This window comes from Streptomyces sp. NPDC085460 (assembly GCF_044541975.1).
In the GTDB taxonomy this organism is placed as follows: Bacteria; Actinomycetota; Actinomycetes; order Streptomycetales; family Streptomycetaceae; genus Streptomyces.
Genome location: NZ_JBITTO010000002.1, coordinates 332,736 through 353,619 on the forward strand (window position 1 = coordinate 332,736; position 20,884 = coordinate 353,619).

Annotated in this window: 12 protein-coding genes; 10 read left to right on the plus strand and 2 right to left on the minus strand. The window is 74.0% G+C overall.

The window, feature by feature from the left end; genetic code table 11:
* The first annotated feature begins 215 nt into the window (after positions 1 to 215).
* The 6 genes from ACIGHB_RS05830 to ACIGHB_RS05855 all read left to right on the plus strand — a co-directional run bounded on the left by ACIGHB_RS05830 (position 216) and on the right by ACIGHB_RS05855 (position 13,398).
* Positions 216 to 1,952, plus strand: coding sequence for a glycerol-3-phosphate dehydrogenase/oxidase (locus ACIGHB_RS05830; protein WP_360308855.1), 1,737 nt, complete (start codon positions 216 to 218; stop codon positions 1,950 to 1,952).
* A 197-nt stretch (positions 1,953 to 2,149) separates the two neighbouring features.
* Complete coding sequence (locus ACIGHB_RS05835) at positions 2,150 to 4,582, plus strand: serine/threonine-protein kinase (RefSeq protein ID WP_399909788.1); 2,433 nt, start codon at positions 2,150 to 2,152, stop codon at positions 4,580 to 4,582.
* Positions 4,583 to 4,636: 54 nt separating this feature from the next.
* The gene (locus ACIGHB_RS05840) at positions 4,637 to 7,735 is read left to right on the plus strand and encodes a protein kinase (protein WP_399909790.1); all 3,099 of its coding nucleotides are present in this window, start codon (positions 4,637 to 4,639) and stop codon (positions 7,733 to 7,735) included.
* A 145-nt stretch (positions 7,736 to 7,880) separates the two neighbouring features.
* On the plus strand, positions 7,881 to 9,596 hold the full coding sequence (locus ACIGHB_RS05845; RefSeq protein ID WP_399909792.1) for a protein kinase: 1,716 nt from the start codon (positions 7,881 to 7,883) through the stop codon (positions 9,594 to 9,596).
* A gap of 281 nt (positions 9,597 to 9,877) precedes the next feature.
* Positions 9,878 to 11,542, plus strand: coding sequence for a succinic semialdehyde dehydrogenase (locus ACIGHB_RS05850; protein ID WP_360319816.1), 1,665 nt, complete (start codon positions 9,878 to 9,880; stop codon positions 11,540 to 11,542).
* Positions 11,543 to 11,592: 50 nt separating this feature from the next.
* Entirely contained in the window at positions 11,593 to 13,398 is a 1,806-nt protein-coding gene (locus ACIGHB_RS05855; RefSeq protein ID WP_399909793.1) for a GMC oxidoreductase, read from the plus strand.
* Positions 13,399 to 14,099: 701 nt separating this feature from the next.
* Here the strand turns inward: ACIGHB_RS05855 and ACIGHB_RS05860 are convergent.
* Positions 14,100 to 14,390 carry a chorismate mutase gene (locus tag ACIGHB_RS05860; RefSeq protein WP_360319820.1) on the minus strand — a complete coding sequence of 97 codons (291 nt, stop codon included), beginning with the start codon at positions 14,388 to 14,390 and terminating at the stop codon, positions 14,100 to 14,102.
* Positions 14,391 to 14,740: 350 nt separating this feature from the next.
* Here ACIGHB_RS05860 and guaA point away from each other — a divergent pair, with 350 nt between their 5' ends.
* The 4 genes from guaA to ACIGHB_RS05880 all read left to right on the plus strand — a co-directional run bounded on the left by guaA (position 14,741) and on the right by ACIGHB_RS05880 (position 19,354).
* On the plus strand, positions 14,741 to 16,333 hold the full coding sequence (gene guaA / locus ACIGHB_RS05865) for a glutamine-hydrolyzing GMP synthase (RefSeq protein ID WP_360319822.1): 1,593 nt from the start codon (positions 14,741 to 14,743) through the stop codon (positions 16,331 to 16,333).
* A gap of 213 nt (positions 16,334 to 16,546) precedes the next feature.
* On the plus strand, positions 16,547 to 17,335 hold the full coding sequence (locus ACIGHB_RS05870; protein ID WP_360319824.1) for a class II aldolase/adducin family protein: 789 nt from the start codon (positions 16,547 to 16,549) through the stop codon (positions 17,333 to 17,335).
* A gap of 158 nt (positions 17,336 to 17,493) precedes the next feature.
* Positions 17,494 to 18,744, plus strand: coding sequence for a hypothetical protein (locus ACIGHB_RS05875; protein ID WP_399909797.1), 1,251 nt, complete (start codon positions 17,494 to 17,496; stop codon positions 18,742 to 18,744).
* A gap of 94 nt (positions 18,745 to 18,838) precedes the next feature.
* Positions 18,839 to 19,354, plus strand: coding sequence for a DoxX family protein (locus ACIGHB_RS05880; protein ID WP_360319828.1), 516 nt, complete (start codon positions 18,839 to 18,841; stop codon positions 19,352 to 19,354).
* A 156-nt stretch (positions 19,355 to 19,510) separates the two neighbouring features.
* Here ACIGHB_RS05880 and ACIGHB_RS05885 read toward each other — a convergent pair whose 3' ends face one another.
* Entirely contained in the window at positions 19,511 to 20,878 is a 1,368-nt protein-coding gene (locus ACIGHB_RS05885; protein WP_399909799.1) for a PspC domain-containing protein, read from the minus strand.
* Positions 20,879 to 20,884 lie beyond the last annotated feature (6 nt).

Consider the following 20,884-nt stretch of genomic DNA (forward strand, 5'->3'; position numbering starts at 1 on the left):
TGTCAGACTAGGAGTAAATATGACCGATATGCGGCATTGCATGATCGAAGCTTGCCGAGTGTTATCCACAGTTCCGTGCGGGGCGGTGGCCGAAGCCCCCGGACGGGTCCAGAATCGGGACAGAGAACCGGGCCGTACCGCGGTCCGGTCCGCTTTCCGGAGCGAAGAGGGACGCGGGGACGACGGGACCACACAGGACGACGGAAGGCGGCACCGTGAGGACAGCGACACTGGGACCCGCCGAGCGCGCCGAGGCGCTGACGGCCATGGCCGAGCGCGAGCTGGACGTGCTCGTCGTCGGCGGCGGCGTGGTCGGCGCCGGCACGGCCCTCGACGCGGTCACGCGCGGGCTCTCCACCGGCATCGTCGAGGCCCGCGACTGGGCCTCCGGCACCTCCAGCCGCTCCAGCAAGCTCATCCACGGCGGGCTGCGCTATCTGGAGATGCTCGACTTCGCCCTGGTCCGCGAGGCGCTCAAGGAGCGCGGACTCCTCCTGGAGCGGCTCGCCCCCCACCTGGTGAAGCCGGTGCCCTTCCTGTACCCGCTCCAGCACAAGGGCTGGGAGCGGCTCTACGCGGGCTCCGGCGTCGCCCTGTACGACGCCATGTCCGTCTCCTCCGGCCACGGCCGCGGTCTCCCCGTCCACCGCCACCTCAGCCGCAAGGGCGCCCTCCGCGTCGCCCCCTGCCTGCGCAAGGACGCCCTCACCGGCGCCCTCCAGTACTACGACGCCCAGATGGACGACGCCCGCTTCGTCCTCACCCTCGTCCGCACCGCCGCCTCCTACGGCGCCCTCGCCGCCGCCCGCGCGCGGGTCACCGGCTTCCTCCGGGAGGGCGAGCGGGTCGTCGGCGCCCGCGTCCAGGACGTCGAGACCGGCGGCGAGTACGTCGTCCGGGCCAAGCAGATCGTCAACGCCACCGGGGTGTGGACCGACGACACCCAGGCCCTCATCGGCGAGCGCGGCCAGTTCCACGTCCGCGCCTCCAAGGGCATCCACCTCGTCGTCCCCAAGGACCGGATCCACTCCACCACCGGCCTCATCCTGCGCACCGAGAAGTCCGTCCTCTTCGTCATCCCCTGGGGACGGCACTGGATCGTCGGCACCACCGACACCGACTGGGACCTCGACAAGGCCCACCCCGCCGCCTCCAGCGCCGACATCGACTACCTCCTCGAACACGTCAACACGGTGCTCGCCACCCCCCTCTCCCGCGACGACGTCCAGGGGGTCTACGCCGGTCTGCGCCCGCTGCTCGCCGGCGAGTCCGACGCCACCAGCAAGCTCTCCCGCGAGCACACCGTCGCCCACCCGGTGCCGGGCCTCGTCGTCGTCGCCGGCGGCAAGTACACGACCTACCGGGTGATGGCGAAGGACGCCGTCGACGAGGCCGTGCACGGCCTCGGCCTCGGGGCGTCCCCCGCGCGGGGCGCCTGGGGAGGGGTCGCCCCCTGCGTCACCGAGGACACCCCGCTGGCCGGCGCCGAGGGCTACCGCGCGCTGTGGAACGCGCGGGCGCGGATCGCCGCCCGCACCGGCCTCCACGTCGTCCGCGTGGAGCACCTGCTCAACCGGTACGGCTCCCTGACGGAGGAACTGCTCGCCCTCGTCGCCGAGGACCCCTCGCTCGGCCGGCCGCTGGCCGCTGCCGACGACTACCTGCGCGCCGAGGTGGTCTACGCCGCCTCCCACGAAGGCGCCCGCCACCTCGACGACGTCCTCACCCGCCGCACCCGCGTCTCCATCGAGACCTTCGACCGCGGCACCCGCAGCGCGCGCGAGGCGGCGGAGCTGATGGCCCCGGTCCTCGGCTGGGACGCGAGCCGGATCGACAAGGAGGTCGAGCACTACGAGAAGCGGGTCGAGGCGGAGCGCGAGTCGCAGCGGCAGCCCGACGACCTCACGGCGGACGCCGCCAGGCTCGGTGCGCCCGACATCGTCCCGATCTGACGGGGGCTCCGCCTGACGGTACGTCCGGGACGGGAGGGAACCCGGGGGTGGTGGTGGCGCGTCGTCATACCGGAGTCTGGACCCGGGGGCGCCGCCCGCCGTGAGGTGAGGGACAATGGGCTCTCTTCCAGGGCGGGTTGCCGGAGCGTGCGGAGTGCGGCGGGCGCGGCGGAGATCAGGGATCGCAGAGGGGACGCATGTCGGAGTCGGAGCAGTCGCGGGACACGGCGAAGGACCCCCGGCGGGACGCCGCCGCGGGGGCCGCGACCGACGGCGGGCGGGGGACGGTTCCGGCCGCGCGCGAGGCGGAGCGGGACGAGGCGGCGCGGGCCACGGAGCCCGCGGCGGCCGGGAAGCCCCAGGACGCCGAGCCGGAGGGCGCGGAGCCCCAGGAGACGGAGCCTCAGCGGACGAAGCCTCAGGACGCCGTGTCCCCGGACACGAAGCCTCAGGACGCCGTGTTCCCGGACACGAAGCCTCAGGACGCCGTGGCTCGGGACGCGCGGGCGGGTACGGGGGCGGGGACGGGCGCGGACGCGCCGCGTGACCGCGTGCCGGGGACCGAGCCGTCCACCGGACGGGCCGGGTTCGGCGCCGGGGACGGCGACGGGCAGCGCCCCGCGTCCGACCGGCTCCGCAAGGACTCCCCGTCCACCACCGCCGAGACCGAGGGCCGGCTGCTCGCCGGCCGCTACCGGCTCGGAGCCCTGCTCGGTCGCGGCGGCATGGGCACCGTCTGGCGCGCCGTCGACGAGACCCTCGGCCGCACGGTCGCCGTCAAGGAACTCCGCTTCCCCAGCAGCATCGACGACGACGAGAAGCGCCGTCTGATCACCCGGACCCTGCGCGAGGCCAAGGCCATCGCCAAGATCCGCAACAACGGCGCCGTGACCGTCTACGACGTCGTCGACGAGGACGACCGCCCCTGGATCGTCATGGAGCTCATCGAGGGCAAGTCGCTCGCCGACGCCGTGCGCGAGGACGGCGTCCTCACCCCGCGCCGCGCCGCCGAGGTCGGCCTCGCCATCCTCGACGTGCTGCGCTCCGCGCACCGCGAGGGCATCCTGCACCGCGACGTGAAGCCCTCCAACGTCCTCATCTCCGACGACGGCCGCGTGGTCCTCACCGACTTCGGCATCGCCCAGGTGGAGGGCGACCCCTCCATCACCTCCACCGGCATGCTCGTCGGCGCCCCCTCGTACATCTCGCCCGAGCGCGCCCGCGGCCACAAGCCGGGGCCGGCCGCCGACCTGTGGTCGCTGGGCGGCCTGCTGTACGCGGCGGTCGAGGGCTGCCCGCCGTACGACAAGGGCTCCGCGATCGCGACCCTCACCGCCGTCATGACCGAGCCCGTCGACCAGCCGAAGAACGCGGGCCCCGAGCTGGAGCAGGTCATCTACGGGCTGCTCGCCAAGGACCCGGCGCAGCGGCTCGACGACGCCCGCGCCCGGGTGCTCCTGCGCGCCGTGCTCGACGCCCCCGAGCCGACGCCCGAGCCGGGCCCCGAGGTGACCCGGATCGTCCCGCTGCCGACCCGCCCCGAGCAGGAGCCGCAGACCCCGGCGACGGCCCGGGAGAAGGCCCCCGAGCCCGCCGCCGAGCGGATGCGGGGCGCCCTGGCCTCCGTGCGGAACGCGGCCGCGGCGGCCAAGGCAGAGGCGAAGGGGAAGGACCGCGCCAAGGGCAGGGACGCGGAGAAGGGCCCGGCGAAGGGCACGACGAAGGGCGCGGGCCCGTCGCCCGTGTCCCCGCAGGCCGGATCCCGTACGGCCCCTGTCCGCGCCCCGCTCACCGACGTCGTCCCCCGCCGCACCCTGGTGATCATCGCCGCGGTCGTCGTCCTCGCCCTGCTCGGCACCATCCTCGCCGTCTCCCTCAGCGGCGGTGACAAGGGCGACGAGGGCAAGGGCGGCGACACCACCGCCTCCGCCGGGGCCACCGCCGGCGGCGACGGCGGCTCCGCGGGCGACGGCGGCGCGAGCGGCTCGCCCAGCGACCCCGGCCAGCAGGGCGACGCCCAGCCCGGCGGCGACGGCGCGGCGGCCGACGGCGGCGCGACGGCGACGGGCGGTTCGACGAGCGGCTCGACCGGCTCCCCCGACACCTCCGCCGACCCGACCGGCACCACGCCCAGCACCGGGCCGAGCGGCGGCACCGACGGCGGCGCGGCCCTCCCGGCCGGCTACGCGCTGGTCACCAACGACCGCTTCCACTTCTCCATGGCCATGCCCTCCTCCTTCGTCATGCGCCCCATAGACGGGTACAGCGGCGGCGCCATATGGAGCGGGAGCGGCGGCTTCCCGCGCGTGCAGGTCGACTTCAACGGCAGCCCCAAGGACGACGCCAAGGCCGCCTGGCTCGCCGCCGTCGGAGGCGTCCGCCTCACCAGCAGCGGCTACAAGCACCTCGGCATCGACACGGTGTCGTGGAAGGGCTACCCGACCGTCGCGGACTGGAGCTTCGAGCGGAACCAGAAGGGCGAGCGGGTCCGCGTCCTCAACCGCGGCTTCAAGGTCGACGCCAGGCGCGGCTACTCGATCATGATCACCTGCAAGGCGGCCGAGTGGGACGGCGCGCAGTGCCGGACGCTGCGCGAGACGGCGTTCGCCACGTTCACGCCCAAGGACTGACCGGGGCCCGTATCGTGAGGGACGGGGGACGACCGAAGCGCAGGGGGAGGCGCCGTGGACGAGTACGCGGGAAGAGTGCTCGCTGAGCGCTACCGCCTGCCGGTGCCCCCCGCCGGCGCCGACGCCCTCGTCGACCTCGCCGAGACCCGCGCCTTCGACACGTACAGCGGGCAGGAGGTGCGGATCCGTCAGGTCCCGCTGCCCGAGGTCGTGGACGCGGAGGTCCTCGGCGAAGGACCCGCGCCCACGGGCCCGTACGGCGGCGGGGGCGCCACCCGCAGACCGGCGGAGCCGGTCGTGCGCCGGGCGATCGAGGCGGCGCAGGCCGCCGCCCAGATCCCCGACCACCCCTTACTCGACCAGGTCTTCGACGTCTTCGCGGAAGCCGGCTCGCTGTGGATAGTCAGCGAACACATCGCCGCCCGCCCCCTTTCCGCCCTCCTCGCCGACGGCCCGCTCAACCCGTTCCGGGCCGCCGAGATCGCCGCGGACGTCCTCACCGCCCTGCGCGCCCTCCACGCCCACGGCTGGGTCCACCGCAACATCACCGCCCGCACGGTCCTGGTCTGCGACGACGGCCGCGTCCTCCTCACCGGCCTCGCCGCCGGCGCCGCCGAGGAGGCCCTGTGCGGCTACGCCCCCGTCCCCGACCCCGAGGACCCCGCCTTCCGCGCCCCCGAGCCGGACGAGGAGGGGTACGGGGAGACAGGGGAGTACGAGGCGTACGAGGAGCCGGGAGAGTACGAGGAGCCGGGGGCGTACGGGACGTACGAGGCCGAGGGGACGTACGAGACCGGAGAGACGTACGAGGCCGGAGAGACGTACGAGGCCGGTGAGACGTACGAAGCCGACGAGACGTACGAGACCCAGCACTTCGAGACCCGGCACTACGAGACCGAGGTCTACGAGACCGAGGTCTACGAGACCGGCGAGTACGCGGCTCCCGAGGGTGTCGCCGCGCTGCCCGCCGGTCTTCAGCCCGCCGCGCCCGAGCCGCCGTCGCCGACGCTGCCGCCGACGCCGGGCCCGGAGCCCGTCCCGTACGGTGCCGATCCCTACGGCCGGGCGACGCCGGCGCCCCGTCCCGCGAGCCCGCCGGAGGCCCCCGCGGTGCCGCCCAGCGCCGATCTGCGGGCGGCCAGGGCCGGGGCCATCGCCGCCTACCGCGCGGCCACCCGCGCCGCCGCCGCGCGGCTCGGCGACACCGGCGCGCTCCCCGCCCCCCGCCCCTCCGAGCCCGAGGCCCGGCCCCAGCCGGAGCACGATCCCGAGCCCGAGGTCCGGACCGAACCGGGGCCGCCCGTCCGCCCGGAGGCGACCCGGCCGGGACCGGCCCCGCAGTGGTGGACGCGGACGGCGGACGACGAGGACGGCGACGAGGACGACGAGGACGACGAGGACGGCGACGCGTACGGCGGGGACCCCACCGGCCGGGACGGCCCGCGCCCGCCCCGCCTGATGCTCAAGGGCACCTGGAGCGACGGCCCGCACGCGTCCCGGGACAACGCGCCGCACGTCCCGGCCGGCGGAGGTTCCGTGCTGCCCGGTTCGGGCCGGCCCGCCCTGCCCGCCGGATACGCGCCCGCCGCCACCCCCGGCCTTCCCCGCCCGACGGCCGCCGGGGCGACCGTCCCGGCGCAGCCGGGGCCGGAGGGGGAGCGGTACCGCGGCCCCGCGACCCGGCTCGCCGCCGAGCGGGCCCGGCAGACCCGGATCGCCGTCGTCGGCGCCGTCACCGAGCGCTGGGCGCCCGAACAGGCCGGCCCCGTGCACGAGAACTGGCGGCTCGCCCCGCCCATCGGCCCCGCCACCGACCTGTGGGCGCTCGGCGCCCTGCTCTACCGGGCCGTCCAGGGCCACGCCCCGTACCCCGAGGACAATGCGGCCGAGCTGGTCCAGCTGGTCTGCGCGGAGCCGCCCGCCTTCGCCGAGGAGTGCGGCCCGCTGCGCCCGGTGGTGGAGTCGCTGCTGCGCCAGGACCCCACCGAGCGCCCGGACTTCGAGGAGCTGCGCGGCTGGCTCCGGTCGCTGGTGCGGTCCGCGCCGGAGCCTGAGGCGGACCTCGCGGCGGCGACCCCGTCCCGGTTCGACGCGAGGCGGCTGCCGATCCTGCGCCGCAGGGGCGAGCTGGTGCGCCGCCGGCGCGCCGCCGCGGGTTCCGGACGCCACCGGCACCGGCGCGGCAAGGAGCCCCGCCGCGGGCAGGCGCCGCCGCCCGCCCCCGTACCGGCGGAACAGCCCCACCCGCCGTACGAGCCCGAACGTCCCCAAGAAACCGGACAGCCGTACGAGCCCGGGCGGCCGTACGAGCCCGAACGTTCCCAGGAAACCGGGCGGCCGTACGAGCCCGAGCAGGGGTACGCGTACGAGCAGGGGTACACGTACGACCACGAGGACGCGGAGCCCGAGCCGCCGCGCACTCCCGCGCGCCCGCGCCCGCGTTCGCTCGGGCGCAGGCTGCTGATGGTGGTCCTCCTGCTGGTCGGCGCCGCCCTCGCGTACGCCGCCTTCGCGCTGCCCAGGGGCGGCGAGGCGCCCGCCGGCGCCCGCCCGTCGGCGACCACGCCCCCGTCCGCCCCCGCGCCCACCACCCCTCCGCCCGCCACCCCGACTCCGACCCCGACCCCGACGGCCCCGTCCAGCGGGCCGCAGCCCACCACCACCCCGCCCACCACCCCGCCCGCCACCGGCCCCGCCCTGGCCGCCGGTTACGCGCTGCGCGACGACCCGGAGGGCTTCCGGGTCGGCGTGCCGCGCGACTGGCGGCGCAGCTCCATCAACGACGCCGGCCAAGTCCGCTACACCGGCGGCGACTTCACGATGATCGTCGTCCCGGGCCGGGACAGCGTCCGGGACCACGGCTCGGACCCGCTGGAGTACCAGAACTCCAAGGAGCGGGAGCTGGAGCCCTACCGGCAGTCCAGCTGGTCGCAGTTGGTGAAGGCCCGGCGGGTGGACATCGGCCGCACGCCCACGGCGGAGGGGCACTACACCTGGCTGGACAGCACCGGCCGGGAGGTCTTCGTCCGCAACCTCGCGCTGATCGACGGCGGCCGCTACTACGTCGTCCAGGTGATCGGCCCGGAGAGCGAGCGGGAGAAGGTCTCGGAGATCTACGAGGAGGCCGTGAAGGGCTTCCGTCCGGGCCGCTGAGACCGTGCGCGCCCCCGTGCGCGCCCTGTTCACGCCCACACGGGGCCCCCGCGTGGTCACAACGCGGTTCCTATGAGGGCCCCGCGGTTCCGTCCGCCGTCCCCTCCTCCGTAACCTGGCATCCGAAGCAACGGGGCGGGGGCACGTGGAACACTCTCAGAGCACAGGAGCGGGGCTGCTGCTCGCCGGACGGTACCGGCTCGGCGAGTCCATCGGGTGCGGCGGCATGGGCAAGGTCTGGCGCGCGCACGACGAGGTGCTGCACCGCGTGGTGGCGGTGAAGGAGCTGACGGCGGGTCGCTTCGTCGCGGAGGCGGACCGGCTCGTGCTGCACGCCCGCACCCAGAAGGAGGCGCGGGCCGCCGCCCGGATCTCCCACCCCGGGGTGGTGACCGTCCACGACGTCCTCGAACACGACGACCGGCCCTGGATCGTGATGCAGTTCGTCGACGGTCCCTCGCTCGCCGACGCCGTCAAGGAGGCCGGGACGATCGAGCCCCGCGAGGCGGCCCGGGTCGGCCTGCACGTCGTCGGCGCGCTGCGCGCCGCGCACGGGGCCGGCGTGCTCCACCGCGACGTGAAGCCCGGCAACGTCCTGCTCGCCCGGGACGGCCGGGTCCTCATCACCGACTTCGGCATCGCGGCGATCGAGGGCGACTCCACCATCACCCGGACCGGCGAACTCGTCGGCTCGATCGACTATCTGGCGCCCGAGCGGGTACGGGGCGGCGACCCGGGCCCGGCCTCCGACCTCTGGTCGCTCGGCGCCACCCTCTACACGGCCGTCGAGGGCTCCTCCCCGTTCCGCCGCACCTCCCCGATCAGCACCATGCAGGCCGTCGTCGGCGAGGAGCCGCCGTACCCGGCGAACGCGGGACCGCTCGCCTCCGTCATCGTCGCCCTGCTCCGCAAGGACCCGGACCAGCGGCCGCGCGCGGACGAGGCCGAGCGGATGCTGCTCGACGCGATGGAGGGCCGCAGCCCGGAGACCGCCCAGGCATATGTGCCGACGCAGCGGATGAGCCTGGAGGGGGCCGGTACGACCTCCGGGGCGGCCGGCCCGGAGGACGTACCGACGCCGGTGGAGTCCCGGGCCCCCCGTACGGTCGAGTGGCCCACCCCGGCGCAGCCCTCCGCCACCACGCCGTCGCCCGCCCCGGGCCCGTCGTCCGTGCCCACCGTGGTGCCCTCCGTGGTGCCCGCCGCGCCCGCCCGGGACCCGGGGAAGGGGCGGCGGCGGTCCGCCGTCCTCACCGCGCTGCTCGCCGCCGTGCTTGCGGGCGGTGCCGTCTTCGCGGTGATGCAGTACGGCGGCGGTGGCGGGGGCGGCACGCCCGGACCCGCTCCGACGACCAGCGCCGTCGCCACCGCCGGCCCCGACGGCAAGGGCGTGGCGGCCGGCGGTGTGCCGGCGGGCTGGCACCGGGTCGAGGACCCTGCGGGCTTCAGCCTGATCGTCCCGGACGGCTGGAAGCGCCAGACGGACGGTGACACCAACATCGACTACACCCCCGACGGCGGCCGCCACCGCCTGCGGATCAGCATCGACCGCAGCCCCGACTTCGAGAACCCGTACATGCACCTCCTGGACCTGGAGAAGACGCTCCAGAAGCGCATGGACTACCGGCGGGTGTGGCTGAACCAGAACACCTACCGCGACCAGGTCAAGTCCGCGCTCTGGGAGTTCACCTGGACCGAGCGGCAGAACTTCCCCGGCCCCCGGCACGCGATCGACCAGGTGTACTTCGACGCGAACGGCACCGAGTACGCGATCTACATGGCGTCGCCGGAGTCGAGCTGGGACACGACCCGGGAGCAGTTCGACACCGTCCTCCAGCACTGGCGGCCACCCGCCTCCTGACCTCGGCCGTGAAGCCGGTCGAGCGGCCGGTCGTGGAGCCGGTCGAGCGGCCGGTCGTGGAGCCGGTCGTGGAGCCGGTCGTGGGCCGGTCGAGCGGCCGGTCGTGTGGCCGATCCACCCCCCGATCGGGCCGCCGGAAAAATCTTCCCGGCGGCCCCTGTCGGCCGTAAGCCCCTGATCAGGGCTTATGTGCCAGTGATCACTGGCGCGATGTGCGCACGGGGTGAAAACGCGTTACCGACGGGTACCCAAAGACCGGAACGACGCCTACGCTCGGGCGCATGACGGACTCGCAGGCCACCACCGCCCCCACGGTTCCCGCCGACGCCGCGCAGGCGGCCCGCCCCGCCGCCCCGGCCGGCGCGACCAACCCGGTCGCGCCCGCGCCGGTCGGCGCCCGGACCGCCGCCGACGTCGTGACGCCCGAGCTGGTCGCCCGGCTCACCCGGGGTGTCGTCGGTTCGGGCCGCACCGCCAACCACACCCCCTTCACCGGGCTGAAGCTGGCGGACCTGCCCGAGGCCACTCCCGAGGACGTCACCGAGGCGTACGCGCGCGCCCGCGCCGCGCAGGCCGCCTGGGCCGCCACCCCCGTCCGGGCCCGCGCCGCCGTCCTGCTCCGCTTCCACGACCTCGTCCTCGCCCGCCAGTCCGAGGTCCTCGACCTCATCCAGCTGGAGACCGGCAAGGCCCGGCTGCACGCCCACGAGGAGGTCCTCGCGGTCGCGCTCGCCGCCCGCCACTACGGCCGCAAGGCGTCCTCGTACCTGCGCCCCAAGCGTCACACCGGCGTCGTCCCGACCCTCACCAAGGTCACCGAGCTGCGCCAGCCGCGCGGGGTCGTCGGCCAGATCTCCCCCTGGAACTACCCGCTCGAACTCTCCGCGGGCGACGCCCTGCCGGCCTTCGTGGCGGGCAACGCCCTTGTCATGAAGCCCGACACCGAGACCGCGCTCACCGCGCTCTGGGCCCGTGACCTGCTCATCGAGGCCGGTCTGCCCGCCGAGGTGTTCCAGGTCGTGCTCGGCGAGGGCCCGGTCGTCGGCCCCGAGGTCGTCCGCCACGCCGACTACGTCTCCTTCACCGGCTCCACCCGCACCGGGCGCGAGATCGCCCAGGGCGCCGCCGCCCGCCTCGTCGGGGTCAGCCTCGAACTCGGCGGCAAGAACGCCATGCTGGTGCTGGAGGACGCCGACGTCGAGAAGGCCGCCGCCGGCGCCGCCCGCGCCTGCTTCTCCTCCGCGGGCCAGCTCTGCATCTCCATCGAGCGCCTGTACGTCCACGAGTCGATCGCCGACGCCTTCGTCGAGCGCTTCGCCGCCCGCACCAAGGCCATGCGGCTCGGGAACTCCCTCGCGTACGGCGCCGACATGGGCTCCCTCGTCGGCGAGCGCCAGCTGGAGACCGTCGTCCGGCACGTCGACGAGGCCGTCGCCAAGGGCGCCCGGCTCGTCGCCGGCGGCGTCGCCCGCCCCGACATCGGCCCGCTCTTCTACGAGCCGACCATCCTCGAAGGCGTCGAGGCCCCGATGTCCGTCTGCGCCGAGGAGACCTTCGGGCCGGTCGTCTCGATCTACCGCTTCACCGACGAGGACGAGGTCGTCGACCGCGCCAACGCCACCCCGTACGGCCTGAACTCCTCCGTCTGGACCGAGAACGCCCGCCGCGGCCACGCCGTCGCCGCCCGGCTGCGCACCGGCACGGTCAACATCAACGAGGGGTACTCGCCGGCGTACGGCAGCGTCCGCGCGCCCATGGGCGGGATGAAGGAGTCGGGTCTCGGCCGCCGCCACGGCTCCGAGGGCATCCTCAAGTACACCGAGGCCCAGACCGTCGCCCAGCAGCGCCTGATGCCGCTCGCGCCGTCCTTCGGGATGGACGACGAGACCTACGCGAAGGTGATGACCCTCTCCCTGAGGGCCCTGAAGGCCCTGCGCCTGAGCTGACGCGCGGCCCGCCCGCTTCCCACCGTTTCCGAAGTCCCGTGAGGAGAGCCATGACCGCGGTACCCCCTGCCCGAAATCAGGACGAGGAAGGCTCGTACGACTACGACGTCCTCGTGGTCGGCTCCGGCTTCGGCGGTTCGGTCACCGCCCTCCGGCTCACCGAGAAGGGGTACCGGGTCGGCGTCCTGGAGGCCGGTCGCCGCTTCACCCGGGAGACCCTGCCGAAGAACTCCTGGGACCTGAAGAACTTCCTGTGGGCCCCCACCCTCGGCCTCTACGGCATCCAGCGCATCCATCTGCTCGGCAACGTGATGGTGCTGGCGGGCGCGGGCGTCGGCGGCGGTTCCCTCAACTACGCGAACACGCTCTACGAGCCGCTCGCGCCGTTCTTCGAGGATCCGCAGTGGAAGGACATCACCGACTGGCGGGCCGAGCTCGCCCCGTACTACGACCAGGCGAAGCGGATGCTGGGCGTCCGGCTGAATCCGACGACGACCCCGTCCGACGTGCACCTGAAGGCCGCCGCCGAGGCCATGGGCATCGGCGACACCTTCCACATGGCGCCGGTCGGCGTCTTCTTCGGGGACGGCCGGGACTCCGACGGGACGGCGAGGGCGAAGCCGGGCGGGGAGGTCGCGGACCCGTTCTTCGGCGGCGTGGGCCCGGCGCGCAAGGCGTGTACCGAGTGCGGCGAGTGCATGACCGGCTGCCGCCACGGCGCCAAGAACACCCTCAACGAGAACTACCTCTACCTCGCGGAGAAGGCCGGCGCCGTCGTCCACCCGATGACGTCCGTCGTCGCCGTCACCGAGGACTCGCGCGGCGGTTTCGCCGTGAAGACGCTCCCCACCGACAACCGCAGGAAGGGCCGGGGCCGTACCTTCACCGCCCGCCGGGTGGTCATCGCCGCCGGCACCTACGGCACCCAGACCCTGCTCCACCGGATGAAGGACACCGGGCTGCTGCCCCGGATCTCCTCCCGGCTCGGCGAGCTGACCCGTACCAACTCCGAGGGGCTGGTCGGCGCCCAGACCACCGACCGCCGCTACCGCGCCCGGCACGGCGCGAAGCGGGCCGACTTCACCCGCGGCGTCGCCATCACCTCGTCCGTGCACCCCGACGCGAACACCCACATCGAGCCGGTCCGCTACGGCAAGGGTTCCAACTCGATGGGCGGCCTCACCGTCCTCCAGGTCCCCTACGGCGCCCACCGGGTCCGCGCCTGGGCCCTCAACATCGCCCGCCACCCCGTCCTCGCGCTGCGCTCGCTCTCCAACCGGCGCTGGTCCGAGAAGACCATCATCGGGCTCGTCATGCAGTCGCTCGACAACTCGCTGACGACCTACCGCAAGCCGTCCGGCGTCGGAAAGGGCCTGCTCACCGCCCGGCAGGGGCACGGGGCGCCGAACCCGACCCAGATCGAGGCGGCGACCCGGGCGGCCTCCCTGCTCGCCGAGGAGATCAACGGCTTCGCCGGCTCCAACGTCGGCGAGCTGATGGGCACCCCGCTCACCGCGCACTTCCTCGGCGGCTGCCCGATCGGCGCCGACGCGGAGTCCGGCGTCATCGACCCGTACCACCGTCTCTACGGGCACCCCGGCATCTCGGTCGTGGACGGCGCGGCGGTCTCCGCCAACCTCGGTGTGAACCCGTCGCTGACGATCACCGCCCAGGCGGAGCGGGCCATGTCCTTCTGGCCGAACAAGGGCGAGGAGGACCCGCGGCCCCGGCAGGGCGAGGCGTACGCGCGCGTGGCGGCGGTCGAGCCGAAGTCCCCGGCGGTCCCCGCCGACGCGTTCGGCGCCCTGCGGCTGCCCTTCCTCGGCATCCCGGCCGTCCCGCCGAAGAAGCCCTGACGGCCGCACGCCGGCACCGGCGGGGGACATAGGCGGCGCTTGTCGGCGGGCACGGAAAGGGCGCTGCACCCCCCTCCGAGTGCAGCGCCCTTCCGGCTTTCCGGTGTTGCTGCATAGATGACCACCGGCCCCCGCCTTTGGTTGTAGGCGTTGTACGGGATCTTTGTGTGACGCGCGTCACATACGGCGGAGGGGTATGGGGGAGGGGTGCGGAGCGGGGCGCGGAACGGGGCACGGAGAGGGCCCGTGCCGCGATTCCGGTCGCGGCACGGGCCCTGGGCCGGCACCGGTGTCAGGGCAGCGGCGGTGCCGAACGGGGGACGGAAGTCTGGGGGGACGCGGGAGGGGACGGGTACGGGGGTGAGGGATGCGGGTCGCGGGAACCGCGACCGGTGAGCCGGTTGCGGTCGATCCCGGGCGTCCCCGGGACCGACCGCCCTTTCTGGGTGACCGGGCTGCTGTCCCCTGCCGTCCGGTCACGCGCGCTGGAGCGAGGTCCCACGGCGTGCCAGAAGCACGCCACACGCTCCAGCGGAGCCACGCGTGGTTTCTACGGGCCCGCCCCTGGCTGGCACGGACACCCCGCTCAACGAAGCCCGGCGGGCGCCGGTCACGCGCCGTACGGGTGAGACCGGCACCGAACGCGGGTGCGGGCACCCACTCAGACGCGTCCCGCCCGTCTCGGACGCGTCCCGTCCGTCTCAGACGCGGCCGCGGCACAGCTCCAGCATCGTCATCGCGAGGGCCGTGCCCGGCTTGCCCAGCGCGTCCCGGTAGTGGGCGAGCACGTCCATCTCGCGCGCGAGGTTCACCCGTCGGCCGCCGGAGGAGATCCGGGCCTCCTGGATCACCGCCGAGATCGCCATCCGCTCCTGGATCAGGCCGATGATCCGGTCGTCCAGCGCGTCGATCCGCTCGCGGGCGTCGCCGATCAGGGAGGCCGCCTCGTCGGTGCGGGCGCCGGTCTTCTCGGTGGGGGTCTTCGTGGTCACGCGGGGCTCCTGTGTGGTGTGGAGGCCCTGGATCGGCACGGCCCGGGAAACGCCAGACGCCCCGGGCCTTGTCGGCCCGGGGCGCCTGGGAAGTCGCTTGTCAGTTGCTCAAGCAGCACGACCATGGCAGCCGGTGGGCCGGTTGCCATAGGTAAAGAGGAAGGTCGAGTGCTCGCGCATGGCGCCCAGTATGGACCCTGCGCTCCACCCCGGGGCAAACCGGGCCCGGATGGTGAGACGAAGACCACCCGGGTTCGGATGGTGAGACGAAAAGCGTCACGCGCGCGCCGGTAGAATCGACAAATAGCCCCCCTCCTTCGGGAACCTCCTACCGCCGGAAGGCCGCCGTAGTGTCATCAGCGTCCCCCGCTGCCGCGCCCGACGTCACCAACCCGGACGTAGTCCTCGTTGTCGACTTCGGCGCCCAGTACGCCCAGCTCATCGCCCGTCGCGTCCGTGAGGCGCGGGTCTACAGCGAGATCGTCCCGTCCACCATGCCGGTGGCCGAGATGCTGGCCAAGAACCCGAAGGCGATCATCCTCTCCGGCGGCCCGTCCTCCGTGTACGCGGAAGGCGCCCCGCGCCTCGACCGCGCCCTCTTCGAGGCCGGCGTCCCCGTCTTCGGCATGTGCTACGGCTTCCAGCTGATGGCGACGACCCTGGGCGGCACCGTCGACAACACCGGCGCCCGTGAGTACGGCCGGACCCCGCTGCACGTCTCCCGGGCGGGCTCCACCCTCTTCGAGGGCACCCCGGCCGAGCAGTCCGTGTGGATGTCGCACGGCGACGCCTGCTCCGCCGCCCCCGAGGGCTTCACCGTCACCGCCTCCACCGACGTGGTCCCGGTCGCCGCCTTCGAGAACGACGAGAAGAAGCTCTACGGCGTCCAGTACCACCCCGAGGTGCTGCACTCCACGCACGGCCAGCAGATCCTGGAGCACTTCCTCTACCGCGGCGCCGGCATCGAGCCCACCTGGACCACCGGCAACGTGATCGAGGAGCAGGTCGCGGCCATCCGCGCCCAGGTCGGCGACAAGCGCGCCATCTGCGGCCTCTCCGGCGGCGTCGACTCCGCCGTGGCCGCCGCCCTCGTCCAGAAGGCCATCGGCAACCAGCTCACCTGCGTCTACGTCGACCACGGCCTGATGCGCAAGGGCGAGACCGAGCAGGTCGAGAAGGACTTCGTCGCCGCGACCGGCGCCCGCCTGGTCGTCGTGGACGCGCAGGAGCGCTTCCTCACCGCCCTCGCCGGCGTCTCCGACCCGGAGACCAAGCGCAAGATCATCGGCCGTGAGTTCATCCGCGTCTTCGAGCAGGCGCAGCTGGAGATCCTCCAGGAGGAGGGCCCCGAGGTCGCCTTCCTCGTGCAGGGCACCCTGTACCCCGACATCGTGGAGTCCGGCGGCGGCACCGGCACCGCCAACATCAAGTCCCACCACAACGTGGGCGGCCTCCCCGACGACATCGAGTTCGAGCTCGTCGAGCCGCTGCGCCAGCTCTTCAAGGACGAGGTCCGCATGGTCGGCCAGGAGCTCGGCCTGCCGGAGGAGATCGTCCAGCGCCAGCCCTTCCCCGGCCCCGGCCTGGGCATCCGCATCGTCGGCGAGGTCACCAAGGACCGCCTGGACCTGCTCCGCGAGGCCGACGCCATCGCCCGCGAGGAGCTGACCGCCGCCGGCCTCGACCGCGAGATCTGGCAGTGCCCGGTCGTGCTCCTCGCCGACGTCCGCTCCGTCGGCGTCCAGGGCGACGGCCGCACCTACGGCCACCCGATCGTCCTGCGCCCGGTCTCCTCCGAGGACGCCATGACGGCCGACTGGTCGCGCCTGCCCTACGAGGTCCTCGCCCGGATCTCCACCCGCATCACCAACGAGGTCGCCGACGTCAACCGCGTCGTCCTCGACGTCACCAGCAAGCCCCCGGGCACCATCGAGTGGGAGTGACCCCCAACGGGGAGTGACCCCCAACGGGGAGTGACCCCCAACGGGGAGTGACCCCCCCCAGCGGGAGTGACCCCCAAGTGGGAGTGACCCCCCAAGCGGGAGTGACCCCGCACGCCGCCGAAGCCGCCGCCCTCCCGCCCGGAGGACGGCGGCTTCGGCGTGATCCCGTCCGGACTCTGGTGACTTGACCGGCCGGGCGTTACCTTCCGGCGCATGACCGAGATACCGGCCCCCGTCCCCCTCGACCGGCTCCACTTCGCCATGCCGCCCGTCCACGCGACGGCCGAGGAGGAACGCGCCCACCGCAAGCAGCGGCTCGCCGGCGCGCTCCGGCTCTTCGGACGGCTCGGTTACGAGGAGGGCGTCTCCGGCCACATCACCGTCCGCGACCCCGAGTACGACGACTGCTACTGGGTCAACCCCTTCGGCGCCCCCTTCGGCGACCTCACCGCGAGCGACCTCGTCCTCGCCGACGGAGAGGGCCACGTCCTGCTCGGCGGCCAGCACGTCAACCAGGCCGCCTTCACCGTCCACGCCCAGGTCCACCGCGCCCGCCCGGACGCCGTCGCCGTCGCCCACACGCACTCCACCCACGGCCGCGCCCTCGCCGCCCTCGGTGAACTCCTCGATCCGCTCACCCAGGAGGCATGCGCCTTCTACCAGGACCACGCGCTCTACGACGCCTACACCGGCGTCACCGTCGACGCCGAGGAAGCCCACCGCATCGCCGTCGCCCTCGGCCCCTTCAAAGGCATCGTCCTGCGCAACCACGGCCTGCTCACCGTCGGCTCCTCCGTCGACGCGGCCGCCTGGTGGTTCATCGCCATGGACCGGTGCGCCCGCATCCAGCTCTCCGCCCGCGCCGCGGGCAAACCCGTCCTCATCGACCACAAGGACGCCGTCGCCACCCGCGAACAGCTCGGCAGCGACCTCGTCGCCTGGATCAACTACCAGCCCCTCTGGCGCAGGATCAGCCGAGCGGAACCCGAACTCCTGTCGTAACACCATCGCTTCACCCTTCTGTACGTCAATGGGATGGCGCGGCAATCACTCTCCGGCGGGGCGCACGCGGCCCTCGCGAGCACCCTCGGTGCGGAACAATTCCGAGGAATCAGCGGCAGGTTGAGCTTCCAACCTCGGACTCGGGAAGTGACAGCACCGTGGCGATCCAAGAGGCGAGACAGTACGGCGGGCGCCACGGCGCCGGCGAGCACCCGACGGCCTGCGCCGGCTGCGCCCACTGCGGCGAGACCGGCCACCGCCGAGCCGTCGCCGCCTTCCTCGCCCGCCGCGAGGAACTCGCCGCCGGCCACGGCGTCCCCGCCGCCGTCGCCCACTCCCCGGTCGCCGCCCGCCAGTGGGTCTCCGACGAACTCGCCCAGTCCGCCCGGGCGGTGACCGCACACGGCCGGGAGGCCGGACTCGCCTGGCTCGCCCGCGTCCGCACCGGCAGCCTCGCCGCCGTCTGGGCCGCCGTCCTCGCCCTCCTGCTGGGCCAGGCCCTCACCGCCCTCGGCACCGGCTGGACCGCCGCCCGTACCGCCGGCCTCTGCACCGCCCTCCTCCTCGCCGTCCCGCTCACCGCCGCCGCCCACGCCCACCGCGCCCGCGGCGGCCTCCTCGCCGCCCTCACCGGCGAGGACAACCGGCTCTCCACCACCCGCGCCGTCGCCGCCGCCTGGCTCGTCTTCCTCTGCTACGCCCTCCTCTTCCTCACCTTCCGCTCGCTGACCGCCACCGCCTTCGGCCTCTCCGGCGCCGCCGGCCTCGTCACCGTCCTCGCCCTCGTCTCCGCCGTCACCGTCACCGCCCGGCTCGTCGTCTCCACCCGGATCGCCGCCCTGCGGCTCCAGAAGGTCCGCGCCGACCGGCCCCGCGCCGCCGACCTCCTCTGCGACGACAACGGCCGTGCCGACCTCGCCGACGTCCAGTACGTCCTCGTCTCCGGCGCCGTCCTCGTCTTCGCCGCCGTCCGGCTCGCCACCGACCCCGCCCGCCTCCCCGCGCTGCCCTGGTCCCTCGCCCTCCTCGTCGCCGTCTCCGCCGTCTGGCACCTCGCCGCCAAGTGCACCGAGGGCGGCCGGCCGGCCGTCCACGCCGTCGTCCGCGCCCGCGAGGCAGGCGACCTCGACGCCCCCATCCGCACCGGCGACGACATCGAGATCCGCGGCATCGGCTTCGTCCCGCCCGGCGCCGCCGCCCCCGACCCGCTCACCCGCCTCGTGGTCCGCATCGGCCCCGTCCACGCCCACGTCCCCCTGGTCCCGGTCCCCGGCGGCTTCGCCAACCCCACCGACACCGTGCTGACCGTCCCCCTCCCCGCCGACGTCGAGCCCGGCCGGGTCGAGGTCTCCGTCGTCACCGCCGCCGGCTTCGAGACCAACCGCGTCACCATCGACGTCGCCGACTGAGCACCCGATTCACCTCTTCCTGTGTCCGTTCACAGGGCTAGCGGAGACAATCAGTCCGCGAACAGTCGTACGGGGTCTGGAGAGGTGAGCGATCATGACCGACTACCGGGGCCACGCCGGCGGGACCGCCCTGAGGGGCCGCCTGGACGGGTGGAAGGCCACCGCCACCCGCTACGCCCTCCTGCCCCTGCGGATCTTCCTCGGCGTCACCTTCGTCTACGCGGGCCTCGACAAACTCACCGACCCGGCCTTCCTCGCCGACACCGGATCCGGCTCCATCGGCGAGACCATGCGCGGCGTCCGCGACTCCTCCGCCGTGCCCTGGCTCGTCGACCTCGCCCTCAACAACCCCACAGCCTTCGGCTACGCCATCGCCTTCGGAGAACTCGCCGTCGGCCTCGGCACCCTCCTCGGTCTCTTCGCCCGGGTGGCCGCCCTCGGCGGCGCCCTTCTGTCACTGAGCCTCTGGCTCACCGTGAGCTGGCAGGTGAGCCCCTACTACCTGGGCAACGACCTCGCCTATCTCATGGCCTGGCTGCCGCTGCTGCTCGCCGGGGCTCCGGTGCTCTCCGCCGACCGGCTCCTCGCCGAACGCCGCCGGATGCCGTAGGCGACCCACGTCAGCAGACCGGCCGCCCCCAGCCCGCCGCACATCACCGGGATCGCCAGCCACCACGGGACCGACCACCAGCCGGCGAGGTCCCCGCCGTAGGCGCAGGCCAGACCCAGCGCGGCCACGCCGACGACCAGCCGGCCCGGACGGAACTCATGAAGCAGCACGGGTGACCTCCACCTGTCCGAGACCGACCTCCAGCGAGAGGTCCAGCGTCCCCGCCGGATCCGTGCCGGCGGGCGGGTTCAGCGTCCGCGTCTCGTCGCGGTCCGGAGCGATGTCGATGTCGTCGGGCGCCTGCCCCGGCAGCTGAAGATCACCGAGCCCCACCTGGGCGTGCACCTTCACCACCACGTTCTCCGGCACGACCACCTCCAGCTTCCCCGCGCCCACGTCGACCGCCGTCGTCACCGTCGTCCCCTCGGGCACCGTCAGCCGGGACAGGTCCAGCGTCCCGACCCCCGCGCCCAGGTCGTACTGCGGCTGCACCGCGGTCACCGTCGCCGGCGTCCACGTCTGGCGCGACCAGTCGGTGGTGATCCGGTCCGGCAGAGCGACCGCGCCGACCAGCAGCGCCGCCGTCACGACCGCCTGGAAGATCGTCCCGAACCCGGTGCGGCCCAGGAAACTGCTGACGACAAGACCCAGACCGAACACGGCCAGCGCGGCCGACAGACCCGTCGCCAGGCTGGTGCCCAGCGGCTGCGACTCCCACGTCAGGGCCGTACCCGTGACTGCCGCGGCCAGCGCGAGCAGATGGACGAGACCGGCGATCGAGTACGGGGTGCGCCGCACCGACGGCTCCGGACGGGCCGGATCGGCCGGCGCGCCCCACCGTCTCCCGGGCTTCGGCATCTCGCCGCCGACCCGGCCCTCCTCGTCGACGATCCCGTGCGGCCCCCACATGTAGCCGAAGGCCACCTTGCCCGTCGAACCGTCCTTCACGATCGGATCGCGCCACCACGAACTCATCTGGCTCTCCAGCGGCGTCAGCGGAGGCGCCTTCGCCTCCGGCGGCACCGGGACCCGCACGTGCGGCGCCTTCGGCTTCACCTCGGGATCGCCCTCCGGCTCGCCCTCGGCCAGGTGCCGCCGCTGCGACCAGAACGCGGCCCCCGCCGTCACCAGCGACAGCAGCACCGCGAAGCCCACCAGCGAGCCCGTGCGCAGCATCGACAGGAAGATCCCGCAGCCCACCAGCGCCATGAGGATCGCCGCGAGCGCGCCACCGGACACCCGTCCGATCAGCAGGCGCCGGGCCTCGCTCTCCTCCTCGCCCGCGAGCGGGATCAGCAGCCAGGCGAAGCCGTAGAAGATCAGTCCTATGCCGCCGGTCACCGCCAGCACCGCCAGCACGATCCGGAAGATCACCGGATCCATGTCGAAGTGCCGGCCGAGACCGCCGCAGACCCCCCCGACCACCCGGCTCGTACGTGAGCGGCGCAGGTGGGCTGCGGGGGCGTCCTCGGTCGCCGGTGGGGTCGCGTGCTCCGCGGGCCGCGGAGGCGTCGAACTCGTCATGCGTCC